We start from the raw sequence: 18,415 nt of genomic DNA, 5'->3' as shown, positions 1-18,415 counted from the left end.
GTGAAAAGATGAAAAATGTTGTAAAAATGCAATGTTCCACTCGTTCTGCGAATTCTCGTCTCAACGCATATAATTATAAGAGCGTAATGACTTATGGATTTTTGTTTGCTACATGAGAAGAGCCAGATTTTCTCCAAAAATTCTGTTGATGTAGTGTCAGGCTATGCCAACGAGCATGTGGGTGCCCACCGGGTCATGCAGCGCCGCACTAGTGATTCAGAGGCTAGCCTGATGCACCGTACTTTAGGCAGCTTGGATTTGTTCCAGATGAGTTACGGTAGCGGAGTGCAAATCACTTCGCCGGAACGAGAGGCTCACTACCATTTACATATCGTGCTCAAGGGGCGCTGCATGTGGCGAAGCTGCGGTGAGGAACGCGGCCTTGCCCCCGGTGATTTGTTGTTGCTCAACCCTCACACCCCGTTCGATCTGACCTACTCGGGCTGCTACGAGAAGTTCATTATCAAGCTGCCGGCCAGTTTCATCGGAAAGGTTTGCAGCGAAAACAAGTGGAGTTACCCGAGCGAGGGGGTGCGCTTTGACCAGATTCATCGGCGCGAGCAACTGGACGGCTTCCTTACATTGCTGAGCCTGGTCTGTCAGGAGGCGGAAACTGATCTGTCTATTTTTCAGGTGAAGGAGCACTACGCCAAGATTATAGTAAGCAAGCTGCTCAGCCTGCCGATTAGCAATGTCAGTCGCGAGCCGTTGGAGGGCGCTTGTCAGTCGTTCAACCGCCTGGAAGAATTGATCGAGAAGAACATTAAGCAGAGTATCAGCCTTGAACAATTGGCTGATCTAGTGCATATCGGTGTACACTCGCTATACGCGTTATTCGACAAGCACGCTGGCACCACACCCATGCGCTTTATACGTCAGCGCAAACTTGAGGCAATCCGTGCCCGCCTGAGTGACCCGCAAGTCGCAGTAAGCAACGTTACCGAAGTCGCCCTCGACTACGGTTTCCTGCATCTCGGACGCTTCGCCAATTATTATAAGAGCACCTTCGGCGAGTTGCCATCGGACACCTTGCGTCGTCGCGGCTAATCGTGCATGCGGCGGAAATGTTGAACTACCTGGTGGCAGTTCATGTATTCATACGAAGACCGTATCCGAGCGGTCAAGCTCTACATCAAACTGGGCAAGCTAATCGGGGCAAGTATTCGTCAGTTGGGCTTCCTGACGAAGAACTCTTTGAAGAGCTGGCACGCAGAGTATGAGCGATGCCTCGACCTGCCGCGCGGCTACGAGAACGCGAAGTCGAAGTATTCACTGACCCAAAGGGAAAAGGCTGTCGGGCACTATCTCCAATACGGTCGCAACATCGCCGCTACCATCAAGGTGTTGGGCTACCCCGCGCGGGATTCCTTGCGTGCCTGGATTTACGAAATGCACCCCCAGTTGCATACGCGTAATGTCGGTCGATCAGACGGGTTAGCCCGACCGCCAGCAGTGAAGAAGGCAGCGGTCATCGCGCTGTGCACTCGAAAAGAAAGTGCGAAAGCCCTGACTCAAAAGCTGGGCGTGTGCAGGCCGACCTTGTACAACTGGAAAAACCAGCTACTCGGCCCAAAGGTTTCCCCATCCATGAAGTGTCGACTTGAACCCTCATCGTCACCGGAACGAGAGGAGTTGCAGCGGCAACTCGAATCTCTCCAGCTTGATGTGCGCCGTTTGCAGCTTGAACATGACCTGTTGATGAGGGCGAATAAACTCATAAAAAAGAGACGGGCATCAACCGGCAAGTCCTGACCAATCGGTAGAAGACATTGCTGGCTGATGCCCTAAGGCAGAGGTACTTCTTGCTTAGACCTGCTTGACGCGTTGGGCTTGACCCGAAGCTCCTATTTCTATCATCAAGCCCGAATGCAGGTCGCGGAAAAGTACACCGAAGTGCGTCGTACCATGGCGGACATATTCGAGCGCAATCGCCGTTGCTATGGCTACCGTCGGATGCGAGCTTCGTTGAGCAGGCAGCGTGTGCGCCTTTCAGAGAAGGTGGTGCAGCGCGTGATGAAGCAGGAGTGCCTAGTCGCCGCCAAGCCGAAACGGCGTCGATACGGTTCCTACCTCGGGGAGATCAGTCCGGCGCCGGAAAACCTCCTCAACCGCGACTTCACGGCCCTAGCTCCGAATGAGAAATGGCTGACCGACATCTCGGAGTTCCAGATCCCAGCCGGCAAGGTATACCTGTCCCCCATGATCGACTGCTTCGATGGGAAGGTAATCAGTTGGTCGATCGGCACGCGTCCCGACGCAGAGCTTGTGAACACGATGCTGGATGCCGCTGTCGAAACGGTGGCCAGCAACGATAAACGGCCTATTGTTCACTCCGATCGTGGCGCTCACTACCGCTGGCCCGGCTGGTTATCGCGCATCGAGCAGTTCATTCAGGCCTTGGATTCGTACATTCGCTGGTACAACGAGAAACGAATCAAGATATCCCTGGGCGCTCTCAGTCCCGTTGAGTATCGTGAGAGCCTGGGCCTCGCGGCATAACCAGTCCAAGTTTTTGTCCGCATCCCCACTGGTCAGTAATGAGATGGTCACCCCCACACCCTGCGAGGGCTACGCTTTCGCAGGGTGTTTTTATTTGGAGACCATCACCATGAGCGATTTAGCACTGGTCGGTATCGACCTCGGCAAACATACGTTCCACCTGCACGGCCAGGACAAGCCGGGTCGTGAGTTGTTTCGCAAGAAGTTCTCGCGTCAGCAGATGATGCGATTCTTCGGTAACCTTCCTGCCTGCACGGTTGTGATGGAGGCCTGCGCCGGAGCGCATTTTGTCGCTCGCGAGCTGATGGCCATGGGACATCAAGCCAAGTTGATTTCCCCGCAGTTCGTGCGGCCCTTCGTCAAGGGCAACAAAAACGACTTCATTGATGCACAAGCGATCTGCGAGGCGGCTTCACGCCCGACGATGCGCTTCGTCTCGCCCAAAACCGAGGCCCAGCAAACCCTTTCAGTATTGCATCGCCTGCGCGAGTCGCTGATCCGCGACCGCACCAAGGCGGTCAATCAGATGCATGGTTTCCTGCTGGAATTCGGCATAAGCCTGCCCCAAGGGCTGGCCATCATGAAGCGCTTGTCCAGTGTTCTGGCGGAGCACGAGCTGCCTGTTCGGTTAACGATGCTGCTGCAGCGTCTGCACGATCACTTCGTTTATGGCCAGATCAAGGAACTGGACAAAGAGCTGGCCGGCCAACTGGCTGACGATGATCTGGGCAGTCGTTTGCTGAGCATGCCGTGTGTGGGGCCGATCACCGCCAGCCTGCTGGCTGTAGAAATGGGCGATGGCCAGCAATACGGTCGCAGCCGAGATTTTGCTGCCTCTCTGGGCTTGGTACCCAGACAGTACAGCACCGGCGGCAAGGCAAACTTGCTGGGCATCAGCAAGCGTGGCGACAAGAACCTGCGCCGCCTGCTGGTGCAGTGCGCCAGGGTCTACCTGCAGCACATAGAACGTCAGAAAGGGGCGCTGGCCGACTGGGTACGTTCGCTGCTGACACGACGTCATTCCAACGTGGTCGCCTGTGCGCTGGCCAACAAATTAGCCCGTATAGCGTGGGCGATTGCCGCGCACCATACCCAATACGAAGCAGGGCCAGACGCCTTGAGCGCCTGACCCTGTTGTTGCCGCAGTACCACGATTCATCCTTCAGGTTTTGCGATAGCTGAACAAAAGATGATGTGAGCGGCCAACCGGCCTGACGAAGATCCTGACCCGAAAATCGGCTTTTGAAGCCGCGTCAGTTTTAAGGATCGCCAGGCGCGACTCTCATCGTGGCGCGGGGCAAGCCCCAATTGGACGCCGGATAGATTTAAGCAAGCCAACCACTTCATCCGTTAATCAGTATTGCAAAAAATGGGGTGACCATAGATTTTCGGCCAGCGGCAACGCCCTGCACACATCTCCAACAACATTTCCCCACGCTTTCAGTCTTATCAAGAGCCTAATCCGCCAGAAATATCAATATATGATATTAATAATCATATATTGACATTTTTAGGGCTAAATTCTAATCTGCACGCGAAACGTCACAGGCGGCTTGTTCGCCTTTGCCTCGAAATCACAATCACAAGAGAGGGGAGCATGGTGGGTTTTCAAAAGCTGAAAGTCGCCATTGTTGGTTCCGGCAATATCGGCACCGACTTGATGATCAAGATCCTGCGTAACTCCAAGTATTTGGAGATGGCGGTGATGGTCGGTATCGATCCGGCCTCTGACGGTCTAGCCAGAGCTGCACGAATGGGTGTAGCAGTAACTCATGAAGGAGTTGAAGGGTTGACTCGCCTCGAGGTGTTTAAAGACATCGATTTTGTATTCGATGCCACATCGGCGGCGGCTCACGTGAACAACGATGCTTTCCTGCGATCAATCAAACCCGGTATCCGCCTGATCGACCTGACTCCTGCCGCAATCGGCCCTTACTGTGTCCCGGTGGTTAACCTCGAACAAAATCTCGATCGGCTCAACGTCAATATGGTCACCTGTGGGGGGCAGGCCACTATCCCAATGGTCGCAGCAGTTTCACGCGTGGCCAAAGTGCACTACGCCGAAATCGTCGCCTCGATTGCCAGCAAATCAGCCGGTCCCGGTACTCGCGCCAACATAGATGAGTTCACCGAGACCACGTCCAAAGCCGTTGAAGTGATCGGCGGCGCAGCCAAAGGTAAGGCAATCATCGTCATGAACCCGGCCGAGCCGCCATTGATGATGCGCGACACCGTCTTTGTGTTGTCCGAAGCGGCTGATCAAGCTCAGGTAGAGGCGTCCATAGTTGAAATGGCCGCAGCTGTTCAGGCCTACGTTCCGGGCTATCGTCTTAAACAAAAAGTGCAGTTCGACCTCGTCCCGGAAAATTCCCCGGTGAATATTCCAGGACTTGGCAGGTTCTCAGGTCTTAAAACCTCGATATACCTTGAGGTCGAAGGCGCGGCCCATTACCTACCTGCTTATGCTGGCAATCTCGACATCATGACCTCCGCTGCCTTGGCCACTGCCGAGCGCATGGCGCAGTCAATGCTGAACGCCTGAGGACACTGATATGACGTTCAACCCTGGCAAAAAACTTTATATCTCTGACGTGACCCTGCGCGACGGCAGTCATGCCATTCGCCATCACTATTCGCTGCAAAACATACAGGATATCGCCCGCGCTCTGGACAAGGCTCGTGTCGATTCGATTGAGGTGGCTCACGGTGATGGCCTGCAAGGCTCAAGTTTCAACTACGGCTTTGCCTCTCACACCGATCTCGAATGGATTGAAGCTGCCGCAGATGTCATCACTCACGCGAAGATCACAACCCTTCTGCTACCAGGTATAGGCACTGTTCACGATTTGAAGGCAGCCTACGACGCTGGAGCAAGGGTGGTCCGTATCGCGACCCATTGCACCGAAGCTGATGTCTCAAAGCAGCACATTGAGTACGCCCGTGCGTTGGGTATGGACACCGTCGGCTTCCTGATGATGAGCCACATGATTCCGGCCGAACAGTTGGCAGCCCAGGCCAAATTGATGGAAAGCTACGGTGCCACCTGCGTGTACATGGCCGACTCTGGCGGTGCGATGAATATGCAAGATGTACGGGATCGTTTTCGTGCATTCAAGGCGGTGCTCAATCCACAAACCGAAACCGGGATGCATGCTCACCACAACCTTAGTCTAGGTGTCGCCAACTCCATTACCGCCGTCGAGGAAGGTTGCGATCGTATAGACGCCAGTCTTGCGGGTATGGGGGCGGGAGCTGGAAATGCGCCGCTGGAAGTGTTCATTGCTGCTGCCGAGCGCCTTGGTTGGAATCATGGTACCGACCTTTACACGCTGATGGACGCTGCCGATGACATTGTTCGCCCGTTGCAGGATCGCCCCGTGCGGGTAGACCGCGAAACTCTGGCATTGGGTTATGCCGGGGTGTATTCGAGTTTCTTACGTCATGCCGAGATTGCCGCCCAGAAATACGGTCTCAAGACCCTGGACATACTGGTCGAACTAGGCAAGAGACGCATGGTAGGTGGGCAGGAAGACATGATCGTTGATGTTGCTCTGGATTTGCTGAAGAAGGATTGAGCTGCGTGCTGGGGCGTGGCATTGAAGCGCCCCCAGCAACTCGCTAGACAGTTGTACCCCCCCCAAAATAACTAAAATAATGTGGAGCTTTTCAGATGGACGTTATCGTCATCCTTGCCGCTTTGGCGTTCCTGATTTTCATGGCTTACCGCGGATTCAGCGTCATCATTTTCGCCCCTATTGCAGCATTAGGTGCAATTTTGCTGACAGAACCTGCAGCAGTAGCACCCGCCTATTTCGCTATATTTTTGGAAAAGGTGGCGATGTTCGTTAAGAACTTTTTCCCGGTGTTTCTACTTGGGGCGCTATTCGGAAAACTGATCGAAATCTCAGGTAACTCACGCGCTATTAGCGCCGCATTGATCCGTCTGGTGGGTAGTCATCGAGCTGTGCTGGTGATTGTGCTGGCATGCGCAATTCTGACTTACGGCGGCGTCTCATTGAATGTTGTGGTGTTTGCGGTTTATCCGTTCGCCGCCGAGTTGTTCCGTCAAGGCCAGATTCCCAAGCGTCTGATACCAGGCGCAATCGCCCTGGGCGCGTTTACCTTCACTATGGACTCGCTGCCCGGAAGCCCGCAGATACAGAATATTATTCCTACTACTTTTTTTCAGACCAGCACGTGGGCGGCCCCTTGGCTGGGCACGATTGGCGGGGTGATGATTTTCGTTGCGGGCATGCTCTATTTAGAGTCGCGCCGACGCGCGGCCTTGCGCGCCGGAGAAGGTTATGGTATGGGCCATATCAACGAGCCACTGTCTGCCGATCTGGACGAAAAACTATCCCACCCACTGATAGCTCTACTGCCTCTGCTGGTGGTGTGCGTTGTCAACTTCTACCTGATCCGACTGATTCCGCAGCTTTATGGGGATAAGTACAGCCTGAGCATCGGCGGCATGGTCGCGGCCGTTGTCATCGACATTAAAACCTACGCGGCAGTGTGGTCGGTACTTGGCGGACTACTCGCAGGCATTATTACGCTGATGCTTACACGTGGTCATGTGATCCTGCCAAAATTTGCTGAAGGCAGTAAAGCTGCAGCTGGAGGGTCGATTTTGGCTGCCATGAACAGTGCGACTGAATATGGTTTCGGAGCCGTGATGGCAATTCTCCCAGGCTTCGTCGTCGCAGCCGCAGCACTCAAAGCGATTCCTGATCCACTGTTAAATGAGGCTATTTCAATTACGGTGCTTTCGGCGCTGACCGGTTCTGCTATTGCGGGACTGAGTATCGCCCTTGGAGCCATGGCCGAGACTTTTATTGCCTCGGCGCATGCAGCAGGCATACCTCTAGAGGTTTTCCACCGCATCGCTTCCATGGCTAGCGGCGGGATGGATACGCTGCCGCACAACGGCGCAGTCATCACATTGTTAATCGTATGTGGCCTGACACATCGCCAGTCTTATGGCGATATCTTCGCCATCACCACCATCAAGACCCTAGTTGCAGGGCTAGCCATTGTGCTGTTTTACACCACGGGGATTGTTTAACCGATTTGAGCTACAGCGTGTATCCGCCGCCCAATTCGCGACCGATACACGCTGCGCTCTTTTGCACGACTGTAATCAGCGCCTGCATCCGCGCGGCATCCATGTACTGAACCGTACTTGATACGCTGACGGCACCGACTATCTGGCGACTGGCATCACGAATCGGCGCAGCAACGCAGCGAATCGCTTCGTCATCCTCACCCAAGTCAAATGCATAACCTTCAGCCACATACCCGCGCATTAACGCCAACCAGTCTGCCTCGTCCTTGGCTTCGCAAAAACCACTGGCCGTGTCTTGCCGGTACAGCTCAGTCCAACGCTGCTCCGTTTCGTCCAGTAGCAATGCCTTGCCAACACCCGTACTGCAGAGGCGCTTGCGGCCACCAATCAACGAACTGACTTGCACGGCGCGCGAACCGGCAATTTTGTCTAGATATACTACCTGTTCATCCAGCATCGTAGCCAAATGCACAGTGTCGTGGGTCAGGTCGGCCAAGGCCTGCAAGTGCGGACGGGCACGGGTCGCCAAGTCGGACTGGCGATGGGCTTTGAAGCCTAGCTCGATTAAATGCGGTCCGAGGCTGTAGCCCTTTCGTGCTTCGAAACGAAGATAACCGATCTGCACGAGCGCAGAGGCCAAGCGATGAGTCGTGCTGACCGAAACGGCCAGACGAGCACTGATCTCTGGAAGCGTAGTGAGGCCATCAGCAACAGCATCGACGACCTCAAGCCCACGAAAGAGGGTTTGGCTGGCGAGTTGGCGTGGAGGTTTCATAGGCACTGGCGCAGTCAACAATTGGGGTGGGCATTCTACCCTGCACTGTTACCAATACCCAGCCAAAAGCCTCCAGTACAGGCATGCCGATGTTGAAGGCGTGGCCTTTCACCCTGGGCGTCAAGCTTCGGGAAGGATTTTTCCGGGGTTCATCAGTCCTAAGGGATCTAGCGCTTGCTTGATCAAACGCATTACTCCAACTGCTGCACCGTGCTCCAGCGCCATATACTTTATTTTCCCTGAACCAATTCCATGCTCACCGGTACATGTGCCGTCCAGCGCAATAGCACGCTCTACTACACGCTCATTGAGAGCCTCGGCCTCAGCCATTTCTGCTTCATTATCCGGATCGACCACCAACCCCAAGTGGAAGTTGCCATCGCCCACATGCCCGACTACGCCTACGAAAAATGAGACCTTGGCGACATCTTCAGCTGTTTCGGCGATGCATTGGGTCAACGCTGAAATCGGCACACACACGTCGGTACTCCAGATTCGCGCATTCGGGCGCATGGACTGCATCGCATAGTGAACATTGTGTCTGGCACGCCATAGCGCACTGCGGGCATCAGCATCGGCTGCAGTCTGGAAACCCAGTGCACCGTTGCTTTCAACAATTTCCTGCGTCAGCTCGACTTGTTCCGCCACGCTGGCCGGGGATCCCGCGAACTCGAAAAAAAGTGTCGGCGTCTCCGTCAGCCGCATCTGGGAAAAGCGGTTTACCGCCTGCACCGTGCGCGCATCCAGCAACTCAACGCGAGAGGCCGGGATGCCGTATTGAATGATTGAAACCACTGAACTCACCGCCGAGGCAATCGTCGGGAAAGTGCACACTGCCACGCAGGTGGTTTCAGGGATGCCGTAAAGGCGCAGCGTGACTTCAGTGATGATACCCAGCGTGCCTTCCGAACCAACGAATAATCGCGTGAGGTCGTAACCGGCAGCAGATTTGCGTGCACGGCCACCGGTCTTGATCACTTGCCCATCGGCCAATACCACGGTGAGGTTCAATACGTTCTCGCGCATTGTCCCGTAGCGCACTGCATTAGTGCCTGATGCCCGGGTTGCCGCCATGCCGCCTAAGGTGCTTTCTCCCCCTGGATCGACCGGGAAGAATAAGCCAGTGGTGCGCAGTTCGGCATTAAGTTGCATGCGGGTGACGCCTGCTTCGACAGTCACATCCAGATCGTCGGGACGAACATCGATGATTCTCTGCATGCGGCTCAGATCAATACAGACTCCGCCAATTGCGGCACCCACATGGCCTTCCAGCGACGTGCCAGCACCAAAGGCAATTATCGGCACCCGCTGTGCGGCGCAGAGTTTGACGATAGTCGCAACCTCGGCCGTGGACTCGGCATAACACACTGCGTCCGGCGGTAATGTCTGATGATAAGACTCTCCGCGCCCGTGCTGCTCGCATTCGGTACGGCTTGTACTCAATCGCTCACCGAGCAGCTCGCGTAAAGCATCGAGCAGGGTGGGCATGGGAGATGTTTGAAGCGCATGGTGAGTAGACATTGGAAGGTCCATTTTATTGTTGGTGTAATAATCTAGGGTACAACAACTAGTATACAAGTTTAAAGGCGCTGTTCCGTTATCATTGTGATCACAGCCTTGAGCCATAGCTCGGCGATGAAAACCTGTGTAGATCCAATGAGCAAAACCGTAGAAAAATCTCTCGTCGTACGCTTGGCCGCCAATATCCGTGAAGCTATCGTCTCTGCACGTCTGGATTTGGGGGAGGCGCTTTCTGAAGAAAGCTTGGCGGCGGCCTTTGAGGTCAGCCGCACGCCGGTGCGCGAGGCGCTGGCACTGCTGCAGACCGAGGGACTGGTGAACGTGGTCGCTAAGTCAGGCAGCTTCGTGTTCAGCCCTACCGAGGCTGATATTGTCGAGTTGTGCGAACATCGTGTAACGCTCGAAGTCGAGGCCTCACGCCGTGCGTTTGAGCGCAACCCTCAAGCCACGCTCCAGGCGATGCGTGGCGCGCTGACGCAGATGATCAGCGCGCTGGAGCAGAACGACCGTTTGAGCTATGGCGCCGCCGACACTGAATTTCACTTAAGCTTTTTAAAGTTCAGCGCCAATCGTTATTTAGTGGATGCTTACGAACGTAATCTCGGTCGTGTCGCGGCTTTGCGCACCCACTTGGCTCGATGTGCCAGACACGAGCCAGACCGTTCGTTCAACGATCATCGCCGGATGATCGAACTGGCTGAGACGGGAAAGCAGGGTGCGCTGGCAACGCTGCTTAGCCGGCATATTTTACGAACCCGCGAGAGTTACATCGTCACCTTGCGTGAGCGTCAGGAGTTGCAAAGCCTAAACAGTAACCGGGTCGAGAAAATCCGTCGCAAGCTGCGCTTGTAGCGCGGGCTTAACTTGAACACGTATGACTCTATGGGAATTCCATGCGCACTTGGACACCGATTCTACGAGCATTTAGACCAGTGACTTCTCACAGTTCCGACCTACGCTCAGGCAGGCAGCGACTCAGGACTATTCATTACCATCGACCGACCTCTTCTATCGAAGCGAAGAGGTTGAAGAGGTTGTCGTGGAGCGTATATCCATGCGTAAAATCCGAGAGGTGCTACGCCTAAAGTTCGACGTCGGCCTGCTCCTCAGTTTGGTTGGACACAGCCGTAGTTATAGGCACCCGCAGATGCATAAAGCGCAGACCGGTTCAGATCACAGATCGTCGTCTGGATTGCGCAGCGGCCGCAGCTCGCCGCGCGCGACTTCTTCCGGCACCGCGAACGAATACCGCCCGAGCATGTTGATGTGCTAGTAGATCAGCGGTGATAACCGGGCCAAATCCTCTTCCAGCACCGGGTAGCCGTGCTGCTTGAGCCGTTCCACGGCCGCCGTCATGTAGAGCATGTTCCATAACGCGATGATGTTCACCACCAGGCCCAAGGCACCGAGCTGGTCCTCCTGGCCTTCGCGGTAGCGCTGACGCAACTCGCCGCGTTTGCCATGGAACACGGCGCGGGCCAGGCTGTGTCGGCCTTCGCCCCGATTCAATTGGGTCAGGGTGGCGCGGCGCTTGGACTCGCCATCAATGTAGGTCAGCGTGTGCAGGGTTGTCTCGATCCGCCCGAACTCGGCCAGCGCCTGGACTAACCGAGTGGTGCGATCCCCGGTTTGCAGGGTGCGCGATCAGGTCGAGCTTGACCGACTGGCGGGCCAGCCCGTTGAGCTTGCCGTAGTCCGCGTCCGGGCGCGTGCGCCAGAAGCGGGTACCGCCGACATCGGCCAGCCGCGGACTGAAGTGGTAGCCAAGCAGGCGGAACAGCCCGAACACCACATCGCTGTAGGCTCCGGTGTCGGTCATGATTTGCGTCGGCTGCAACTCGGTCTGCTGTTCCAGCACCACGGCCAGCAGTACCAAGCTGTCGCGCAGAGTGCCAGGCACGGTGATGGCCTTGAGGCCGGAGAACTGGTCGGAGATCAGGTTGTACCAGGTGACGCCCGGCCGCTACCGAAGTACTTCGGGTTGGGCCCGGCATGCACGGTGCACACCGGTACGACGAAGCGCATGCCATCGGCGAAGGCGACCTCACCACACCCCAGACCTGAGCCAGCTCCAGTTGGCTTTGCGCACCCACCAGAATGGCGTTAGCCGCTGACAGGGTGTCGTCACGGATATAGTTCTGGCTAACCCAGGACAGTCGTTCACGGCGCAACGCCGGATTGTCGTTGCGGATCAAGGGTTCCCGGCTGATGTTGCAGGCCCCGCCCAGCAGCACCGCGCAGAGGCCGGTGACCAGGTTGTCGGCCCGTGCATTGCGTTCGGACACATGGGTGAACGCCTCGGCAAAGCCGGTGCGGGCAGCGATCTCCAGAAGGATTTCCGGCAGATCGACACGCGGCAGCAAGTCGGCCACGGCCGCACGCAGTTGCAGCAACGCGCTGGGCTCGTCCAGCTTGTCCAGCGCCCCGAGCGACAGCTCAGTCTTGCCCTCGGTGTTCTCGCTCAGTTGAATCGCGGGGTTATCGGGCAGGCGGGCGGTCACCGCCTGCCAAGTGGCGTCCAGTTCCGCGCTCAGCGCGTCCAGGGTGGTGCCGACGTCGATGTTCAGGCCCAGCGACGGCAGATGATCGGCCGCGCCGCCAGCCACTCGGCCCCGTCGAGCAGACCGAGACGGGGATCGGCATAGCGCCAACTGGGCGAGACGAAGACATCGCGGCGGCGTAGCGTGGTACGCTGGGCATCGAGCGTGCAGAACACATTGGCGCCCATGTCGAGGGAACCATCTTCTCGGGTAATCTGCTTCTGCCAGCCCTTGGCCACGATCTCCTGCGGCGCATCATCCTCCGGTTTCCTATGGGGAAAGCTCAGTTGCAACCAGTCGAGGCTGGCGGCCACGCCCTTGCCGGCCGGGCTGAAGCCAAAGCGGATGTGCTTGAGCAGAGCAGGCAGGAAGCGGCGCACACTGCGGTAACGCTCTTCCAGTGCGAGGAAATACACGTCATCGACCGGACGGATCAGCGCATTGACCTCTTCCAGAGCCTTTTCCAGGGTAGTCCTCGGCAGGTCGTTAAAAACCGGGCGCGCACGCTGTCATCGCTGATCGAGCTATCCAGCACGACCTTACACGCGTCGGCGACCGCCGCGGCCGCCCGATAAGGGTCTTTCAGGCTGCGCATGCGTGTACGCCTTTTTGTCAGCCTTATCCGCATTTGCTAAACAGGTCGCGCAGCAGCGCTTCCAGAAAAGCTGGCGACAAAGCACATGTAAAACTTCCACTGGCACGGCGGTGGGCTTGTCCGGCAAAACTCCCACGAAGCGGACGGTGGTCAGCAGAACGGCATAACCCAGGCGGTTATGGTTACCCCGCAGCACCTGGACGGCTTCACGGTCTTCATCGCTCAGGTGGAAGTAACGTTCCAGTTATTCACGGCTGGGGGCATCGACATAGCGGCCAAAACCGTCGCGTTGCTCCTGAGTCAGAAAACCGACCGGCATCGATCACAGCACCTCGGCGCAGAACACGGCGGGCGTGACGATCCGCGTGCGCTCGATGTGCCCGCGTTGCAGCAGGCCAGCGCGGCGATCACCGGTCACCAGGTAGTCCGCATCGCCTGCCAAGGCCATGGCCAGCAGAAACGAGTCATCCGGATCATCGGCTTCGACCTCGATGGTCAAACGCTCCAGTACCACAGCCCGTTGCAGGTTATTGATCATGGCTCCCACTTTGGCGGGCTGAAGAATGGCCTGGAGCTTGGGGTAGCGGCTGGCCCGGCGAATTTCATCGAGCTGCATCCACGAGGTCACCACCTCGAAACGCGAGGCGCGCCAGGCACGGTAAATCGCATCGGGCGCGCCATGCGGCGAGATCAGGGCGCTGAACAGGATGTTGGTATCCAACACGACCCGCATCAGCGCTTACGTGCCCAGGCGAGCGCTTCGTCAACCGCGTCGGTCAATTCTGCCTCACTCAGATGGGCATTGGCGGCCTTGGCCTGCTCGGCGCTCAGTTCCAGGATGTGCGCCCGCACAGCCTCTTCGATGAAGCGCGACAGGTCGCCTTTCCGGCCACCGCCCTGGCTGGCCAGAAACATCCGAAGCGACTGGTCGGTGTCGGCCGAGACGGCGACATTCCAGCGAATGGTATTCATGGCGTTCTCCGCTAATAGGTGTTTATGTGTTTATACGCCAACCACAACGGGCAATGCAACGGTTCGACAAAACGAACGTATATGTGACAGGAGAAACATGCTGATCGGCTACATCCAGGTATCGAAGGCGGACGGCTCCCAGGCCACCGATTTGCAGCGCGACGCGCTGATTGCGGCCGGCGTCGATCCGGCGCAGCTCTATGAAGATCAGGCGTCCGGCAAGCGCGAGGATCGCCCTGGCCTGACGGCCTGCCTGAAGGCGCTGCGGGAGGGGGATGCGCTCGTCGTGTGGAAGCTGGATAGGCTCGGGCGCGATCTGCGGCATCTGATTAACACCGTGCACGATCTGACCGGGCGCGGCGTCGGCCTCAAGGTGCTGACCGGCCACGGCGCGGCCATCGACACCACAACCGCCGCCGGCAAGCTGGTCTTCGGCATCTTCGCGGCGTTGGCCGAATTTGAGCGCGAACTGATTGCCGAGCGCACGATTGCGGGCCTAGCTTCGGCACGGGCGCGTGGCCGGAAAGGTGGTCGGCCATTCAAGATGACTGCCGCCAAGCTGCGGCTGGCGATGGCCGCGATGGGGCAGCCCGAAACCAAGGTCGGCGTTCTGTGCCAAGAACTCGGCATTACGCGGCAGACCCTGTACCGGCATATCTCGCCGAAGGGTGAACTGCGCTCAGATGGCGAGAAACTGCTTAGCAAGCCATGACCCCAACATCCAGCCGGATGCTGGGAGCCCCTAGAGCAAGCCAAGGGCCAACCCCGTTCCTATGCCTAGCATGGCTATAGCAACGGTGTGCTGTACCGTGCGCAGCGTGACCTTCTGCAAGACGCGCTTGCCCACGAAAGCGCCGATGAATGCGCAGATTGTCCCAACGGCAACAGGCAGTACCAGTGCCTGAGCCTGGGAAAATTGACCGGCAAGCATGGCGGTGCCATACACCACGAGGCGCACGGCATCGACGATCACCGCCGAGACAACCCCCGTCGCCACGAACGCATCCTTGGACAAGCCAGCTTTCAACAGAAACGCCGAGCGCAATGCACCCTGATTGCCTGAGAGCCCTCCGAAGAAGCCCGAGAGCGCCCCACCAACGGGAAGCCAGCGTGAAGGAAAGGCCAGTGCTTGAATACGCGGGGATAGTTCCAGCAGTGCAAACAGCACGATCAAACCGCCGATAACCGCCTTCACAGGTGTGATCTCGAAAGCCGAGTCAGCGAAGCTGTACTGCCACAAGGCCGGCAGTCGGTCGAACAACGTCAGGGATGCTGCACCAAGAATCGCCGCGATAGCCGCAGGCACGCTGAACTTCGCCACGACAGGCCAATCGGCTTGCCGGGCCATCAGTCCAAACTTGAAGAGGTTGTTGGCGAAATGCACCACAGCAGTCGCCGCGATGGCTAGCGGCAACGGGAAGAACAGCGCGAACACCGGCATCAGGATCGTTCCCAAACCGAAGCCTGAGAAAAAGGTCAGCCCTGATGTCAGCAGCGCCGCAAGGCCGATCAGAACGAGTTCCATGATGCGTACCTTTATGTATCGTGTTTCATTATCGAAATTCGATTATTATGGCCCAACGAAACCAGAAATCAAGATGCGACCATGACCGATACCACCAAGACTGACCGCAGCCCTTGGGCTGTATTTCTGATCTTTCTCCGACTGGGCCTGATCTCCTTCGGCGGCCCGATTGCCCATTTGGGCTACTTTCGCGATGAGTTCGTGATGCGGCGGCAGTGGTTGACCGAGCGCAGCTATGCGGATTTGGTCGCCCTCTGCCAGTTCCTGCCGGGGCCGGCCAGCAGTCAGGTCGGCATCGCAATTGGGCTGTCCCGATCCGGCTATGCCGGGGCGTTGGCTGCGTGGGCGGGTTTCACGCTGCCTTCAGCGATTGCGCTGATCCTGTTTGCGCTGGGCATTGCCAGCTACGGGGACGCGATGCCGTCCGGTGTACTGCACGGATTGAAGGTGGTCGCCGTGGCGGTGGTCGCACAAGCCGTATGGGGAATGGCTCGCAATCTCTGTCCAGACGCACCGCGCATCACCATTATGGCGGCGGCAACCTGTTTTGTTCTTCTGGTGCCGTCCGCCTGGGGGCAGGTGGGGGTCATCGCCATTGCTGCGGTCATTGGCCTGTCGCTATTCAAACCTCAGAAGGGGGCACCGCATGATCCGTTGCCGATTGCCATCCGGCGTCGCGTTGGCTTGTTCTGGCTGACGCTGTTCTTTGCGCTACTGATGGGGTTGCCGTTGTTGACAGCCATGTTCCCGAATCAGACGCTGTCGATGGTGGATGCCTTTTACCGGGCCGGATCACTGGTCTTTGGTGGCGGGCACGTCGTGCTACCGCTGTTACAAGCCGAAGTGGTGCCTTCCGGCTGGGTCAGCAATGACGCATTTCTGGCAGGCTACGGCGCCGCGCAGGCCGTTCCTGGCCCTTTGTTCACCTTTGCGGCGTTTCTCGGTGCTTCGATGAACCAGGCACCCTCCGGCTGGTTGGGTGGCTTGGTCTGCCTGCTGGCGATCTTCGCGCCGTCCTTCCTGCTGGTCGTGGGTGCGTTACCGTTCTGGGAACGTCTGCGCCGCAACACCCGAACTCAAGCGGCGTTGTTGGGCATCAATGCGGCCGTGGTTGGCCTGCTGCTGGCAGCCCTCTATCAACCGGTATGGACGAGCGCGATTCACGTACCGCAAGACTTCGGCTTGGCCCTTGTGGCACTGGTTGCCCTGATGTTCTGGAAGCTGCCGCCCTGGCTGGTCGTAGTTGGTAGTGGTGTCGCGGGCTGGTTGTTGAGCGTGACCCTGTGAGGTTCCGAGCGTGACCGACAAAGACCTTTACGGCGGATTGATCCGTTTGCACATCCTGCATCACGCAGCCGAAGAACCCATCTTCGGCCTCGGCATCATCGAGGAATTGCGACACCACGGTTACGAGATTAGTGCGGGCACCTTGTATCCGATGCTGCACGGATTGGAAAAGAAAGGCTATCTCACCTCACAGCATGAGCGCACCGGTCGACGTGATCGGCGGATGTATGAAATCACCGAACAGGGCCGCGTGGCGCTGACCGATGCCAAAGCCAAGGTCAAGGAACTGTTCGGCGAACTGATTGAAGGCAAATGATGCTGCCATGATCTGTAGTGCAGTTGACTTCTGATGTTTCGTGCATTCGCCTTCCGAAAACGACAGCAGGGCCGCCGATTTGATATGGGCCGAAGACCGGCCAGTAGCAGTTAATGTGAGCCAGACGGCTCCGTCAATTGCAGTTAATCTGAGCTGAAAATTGTGTAACGGCTTGCAATCGAAAACCGCCGTGCTCGCTAGGAGTACCCAGCTCAAACTACCGCTTCCATCAATCCGCCCCTTTTCGGGGCACTAACGCTTAGGGGCACGTCGAGCAAGCCTGACGAGTTCCTACCTCCGGGCACCCATCTCTACCAGGTTCTGTTGGTGGATGACGAACAATTAGTCCGGGAGGTGGCAGCTAATCTCCTCAAAACGATGGGCCATAGAGTCCTTCAGGCGAGCAACAAGATTGCAGCCTTGACCTTGGCATCGCCGGACATCGATCTAGTATTGACTGATTTCGCGATACCCGAGAAGATCGGCAAGGTAGCTCACAGAGCGTATGGAAGGCACCGGGTTCCAGATGTTATTGGCGACCTTGGCGCGGACTCTGTTAATTTCAGGTGTGAACGACGCCCACTATGAATGAGTAGCCCCTGTAAAAAGCTGAATTATTTGGCTATATGCATGCGGCTGACGCTTATCGTCCATCACCTAATCGTTTAGCTCACAGGAACTTAAAATGAAAAAAATGCTGCTGACCGCATTGATTTTGGCCACTGTCACCTTTGGTGCCCAAGCCACGGAGATCTCCGGAGCCTTAGGCGCGACTAGCCAAGGCGGCCTCACGGCTAGGGCCGGTGTAGGGTTCGATTGGGACAAGTCCTGGTTAGAAAGCTCAACGGGCAAGCTGACTGGCTACTGGGATCTTGGGTACACCTACTGGGAAGCTGGTGATGAGGCGGGAGGGCGTCATTCACTCTCATTTGCGCCAGTATTCGTGTATGAATTTGGGCAGGGCTATGTCAAGCCATTCGTTGAAGCAGGCATTGGTGTGGCAATGTTTTCGGGCACTACTGCTGGCGATCAGAAATTCGGTTCATCCTTCAATTTCGAGGACAGGCTTGGTGCGGGTTTGAAGCTTGGAGATACACAGCGAGTGGGGATTCGAGTGATTCACTATTCAAATGCTGGCATCCAAGAACCGAATGACGGCATTGAGTCGTACTTCTTATTTTACAGCCATCAGATTTGATGGTCGAACAAAGTCACATGGGGCATTGGACTTTCCCTCTTGTGGTTTTGATGCAGGTTTGGGATCTTCATCATGGCACCTGAGATGGACGCCTGGGAAGAAGGAACTGAAAAGCGCTGGTA

General features: G+C 56.9%; 16 protein-coding genes and 2 pseudogenes. 12 read left to right on the top strand and 6 right to left on the bottom strand.

What is annotated here, in order from left to right; all coding sequences use genetic code 11:
• Positions 1-93 precede the first annotated feature (93 nt).
• The 6 genes and pseudogenes from JZ00_RS26485 (at position 94) to JZ00_RS26460 (ending at position 7,564) form a co-directional block, all read left to right on the top strand.
• Complete coding sequence (locus JZ00_RS26485; protein WP_039594181.1) at positions 94-1,047, top strand: AraC family transcriptional regulator; 954 nt, start codon at positions 94-96, stop codon at positions 1,045-1,047.
• A gap of 42 nt (positions 1,048-1,089) precedes the next feature.
• Positions 1,090-2,499: pseudogene (locus tag JZ00_RS26480) on the top strand (IS3 family transposase).
• A 109-nt stretch (positions 2,500-2,608) separates the two neighbouring features.
• Positions 2,609-3,628, top strand: coding sequence for an IS110 family RNA-guided transposase (locus tag JZ00_RS26475; RefSeq protein WP_082112130.1), 1,020 nt, complete (start codon positions 2,609-2,611; stop codon positions 3,626-3,628).
• A 468-nt stretch (positions 3,629-4,096) separates the two neighbouring features.
• Positions 4,097-5,041, top strand: coding sequence for an acetaldehyde dehydrogenase (acetylating) (locus JZ00_RS26470; protein WP_039594180.1), 945 nt, complete (start codon positions 4,097-4,099; stop codon positions 5,039-5,041).
• 10 nt (positions 5,042-5,051) lie between these two features.
• Positions 5,052-6,074 carry a 4-hydroxy-2-oxovalerate aldolase gene (dmpG, locus tag JZ00_RS26465; protein WP_039594179.1) on the top strand — a complete coding sequence of 341 codons (1,023 nt, stop codon included), beginning with the start codon at positions 5,052-5,054 and terminating at the stop codon, positions 6,072-6,074.
• A gap of 95 nt (positions 6,075-6,169) precedes the next feature.
• Positions 6,170-7,564, top strand: a complete 1,395-nt coding sequence (locus tag JZ00_RS26460) for a GntP family permease (protein WP_039594178.1) — start codon at positions 6,170-6,172, stop codon at positions 7,562-7,564.
• 10 nt (positions 7,565-7,574) lie between these two features.
• On the opposite strand, the gene JZ00_RS26455 is transcribed toward JZ00_RS26460, so the two are convergent.
• The gene (locus JZ00_RS26455) at positions 7,575-8,339 is read right to left on the bottom strand and encodes an IclR family transcriptional regulator (protein WP_046510189.1); all 765 of its coding nucleotides are present in this window, start codon (positions 8,337-8,339) and stop codon (positions 7,575-7,577) included.
• Between the two features lie 120 nt (positions 8,340-8,459).
• Positions 8,460-9,860, bottom strand: a complete 1,401-nt coding sequence (locus tag JZ00_RS26450) for an FAD-binding oxidoreductase (protein ID WP_039594176.1) — start codon at positions 9,858-9,860, stop codon at positions 8,460-8,462.
• 135 nt (positions 9,861-9,995) lie between these two features.
• Here JZ00_RS26450 and JZ00_RS26445 point away from each other — a divergent pair, with 135 nt between their 5' ends.
• Positions 9,996-10,712: a GntR family transcriptional regulator gene (locus JZ00_RS26445; protein ID WP_039594175.1), complete on the top strand. Its 717-nt coding sequence runs from the start codon at positions 9,996-9,998 to the stop codon at positions 10,710-10,712.
• A 321-nt stretch (positions 10,713-11,033) separates the two neighbouring features.
• On the opposite strand, the pseudogene JZ00_RS31755 reads toward JZ00_RS26445, so the two are convergent.
• The 3 genes and pseudogenes from JZ00_RS31755 to JZ00_RS26430 form a co-directional block, all read right to left on the bottom strand.
• Positions 11,034-13,314, bottom strand: a pseudogene (locus JZ00_RS31755) (Tn3 family transposase).
• Positions 13,315-13,317: 3 nt separating this feature from the next.
• On the bottom strand, positions 13,318-13,728 hold the full coding sequence (locus JZ00_RS26435; RefSeq protein WP_039594174.1) for a putative toxin-antitoxin system toxin component, PIN family: 411 nt from the start codon (positions 13,726-13,728) through the stop codon (positions 13,318-13,320).
• A complete protein-coding gene (locus tag JZ00_RS26430) occupies positions 13,728-13,967 on the bottom strand; it encodes a ribbon-helix-helix domain-containing protein (RefSeq protein WP_039594173.1) in 240 nt (79 codons plus the stop codon). The genes JZ00_RS26435 and JZ00_RS26430 overlap by 1 nt, the downstream gene beginning before the upstream one ends.
• Before the next feature lie 97 nt (positions 13,968-14,064).
• On the opposite strand from JZ00_RS26430, the gene JZ00_RS26425 reads away from it, so the two are divergent.
• Positions 14,065-14,679 (top strand): recombinase family protein, encoded by a 615-nt coding sequence (locus JZ00_RS26425; protein ID WP_039594172.1) that lies wholly within the window; start codon positions 14,065-14,067, stop codon positions 14,677-14,679.
• Between the two features lie 30 nt (positions 14,680-14,709).
• Here JZ00_RS26425 and JZ00_RS26420 read toward each other — a convergent pair whose 3' ends face one another.
• Positions 14,710-15,492, bottom strand: a complete 783-nt coding sequence (locus tag JZ00_RS26420) for a TSUP family transporter (RefSeq protein ID WP_039594171.1) — start codon at positions 15,490-15,492, stop codon at positions 14,710-14,712.
• A gap of 81 nt (positions 15,493-15,573) precedes the next feature.
• On the opposite strand from JZ00_RS26420, the gene chrA reads away from it, so the two are divergent.
• The 4 genes from chrA (at position 15,574) to JZ00_RS26400 (ending at position 18,293) form a co-directional block, all read left to right on the top strand.
• Positions 15,574-16,779 carry a chromate efflux transporter gene (chrA, locus tag JZ00_RS26415; protein WP_039594170.1) on the top strand — a complete coding sequence of 402 codons (1,206 nt, stop codon included), beginning with the start codon at positions 15,574-15,576 and terminating at the stop codon, positions 16,777-16,779.
• A 10-nt stretch (positions 16,780-16,789) separates the two neighbouring features.
• Complete coding sequence (locus JZ00_RS26410) at positions 16,790-17,095, top strand: PadR family transcriptional regulator (RefSeq protein ID WP_039594169.1); 306 nt, start codon at positions 16,790-16,792, stop codon at positions 17,093-17,095.
• 327 nt (positions 17,096-17,422) lie between these two features.
• Positions 17,423-17,683, top strand: coding sequence for a response regulator (locus JZ00_RS32100; RefSeq protein ID WP_039594168.1), 261 nt, complete (start codon positions 17,423-17,425; stop codon positions 17,681-17,683).
• Between the two features lie 97 nt (positions 17,684-17,780).
• On the top strand, positions 17,781-18,293 hold the full coding sequence (locus tag JZ00_RS26400) for an acyloxyacyl hydrolase (RefSeq protein ID WP_039594167.1): 513 nt from the start codon (positions 17,781-17,783) through the stop codon (positions 18,291-18,293).
• The last annotated feature ends 122 nt before the right edge of the window (positions 18,294-18,415 follow it).

It is taken from the genome of Pseudomonas frederiksbergensis (assembly GCF_000802155.2).
GTDB lineage: Bacteria > Pseudomonadota > Gammaproteobacteria > Pseudomonadales > Pseudomonadaceae > Aquipseudomonas > Aquipseudomonas frederiksbergensis_A.
This window is presented reverse-complemented; position numbering and strand designations above follow the sequence as displayed.

Coding starts and splice junctions, on each gene's coding strand:
- JZ00_RS26470 (WP_039594180.1), top strand. CDS start 4,097: ATGGTGGGTTTTCAAAAGCTGAAAGTCGCCATTGTTGGTTCCGGCAAT.
- JZ00_RS26430 (WP_039594173.1), bottom strand. CDS start 13,967: ATGAATACCATTCGCTGGAATGTCGCCGTCTCGGCCGACACCGACCAG.
- JZ00_RS26420 (WP_039594171.1), bottom strand. CDS start 15,492: ATGGAACTCGTTCTGATCGGCCTTGCGGCGCTGCTGACATCAGGGCTG.
- JZ00_RS26425 (WP_039594172.1), top strand. CDS start 14,065: ATGCTGATCGGCTACATCCAGGTATCGAAGGCGGACGGCTCCCAGGCC.
- JZ00_RS26460 (WP_039594178.1), top strand. CDS start 6,170: ATGGACGTTATCGTCATCCTTGCCGCTTTGGCGTTCCTGATTTTCATG.
- JZ00_RS26485 (WP_039594181.1), top strand. CDS start 94: ATGGATTTTTGTTTGCTACATGAGAAGAGCCAGATTTTCTCCAAAAAT.
- JZ00_RS26455 (WP_046510189.1), bottom strand. CDS start 8,339: ATGAAACCTCCACGCCAACTCGCCAGCCAAACCCTCTTTCGTGGGCTT.
- JZ00_RS26400 (WP_039594167.1), top strand. CDS start 17,781: ATGAAAAAAATGCTGCTGACCGCATTGATTTTGGCCACTGTCACCTTT.
- JZ00_RS26450 (WP_039594176.1), bottom strand. CDS start 9,860: ATGTCTACTCACCATGCGCTTCAAACATCTCCCATGCCCACCCTGCTC.
- JZ00_RS26475 (WP_082112130.1), top strand. CDS start 2,609: ATGAGCGATTTAGCACTGGTCGGTATCGACCTCGGCAAACATACGTTC.
- JZ00_RS26435 (WP_039594174.1), bottom strand. CDS start 13,728: ATGCGGGTCGTGTTGGATACCAACATCCTGTTCAGCGCCCTGATCTCG.
- chrA (WP_039594170.1), top strand. CDS start 15,574: ATGACCGATACCACCAAGACTGACCGCAGCCCTTGGGCTGTATTTCTG.
- JZ00_RS26445 (WP_039594175.1), top strand. CDS start 9,996: ATGAGCAAAACCGTAGAAAAATCTCTCGTCGTACGCTTGGCCGCCAAT.
- dmpG (WP_039594179.1), top strand. CDS start 5,052: ATGACGTTCAACCCTGGCAAAAAACTTTATATCTCTGACGTGACCCTG.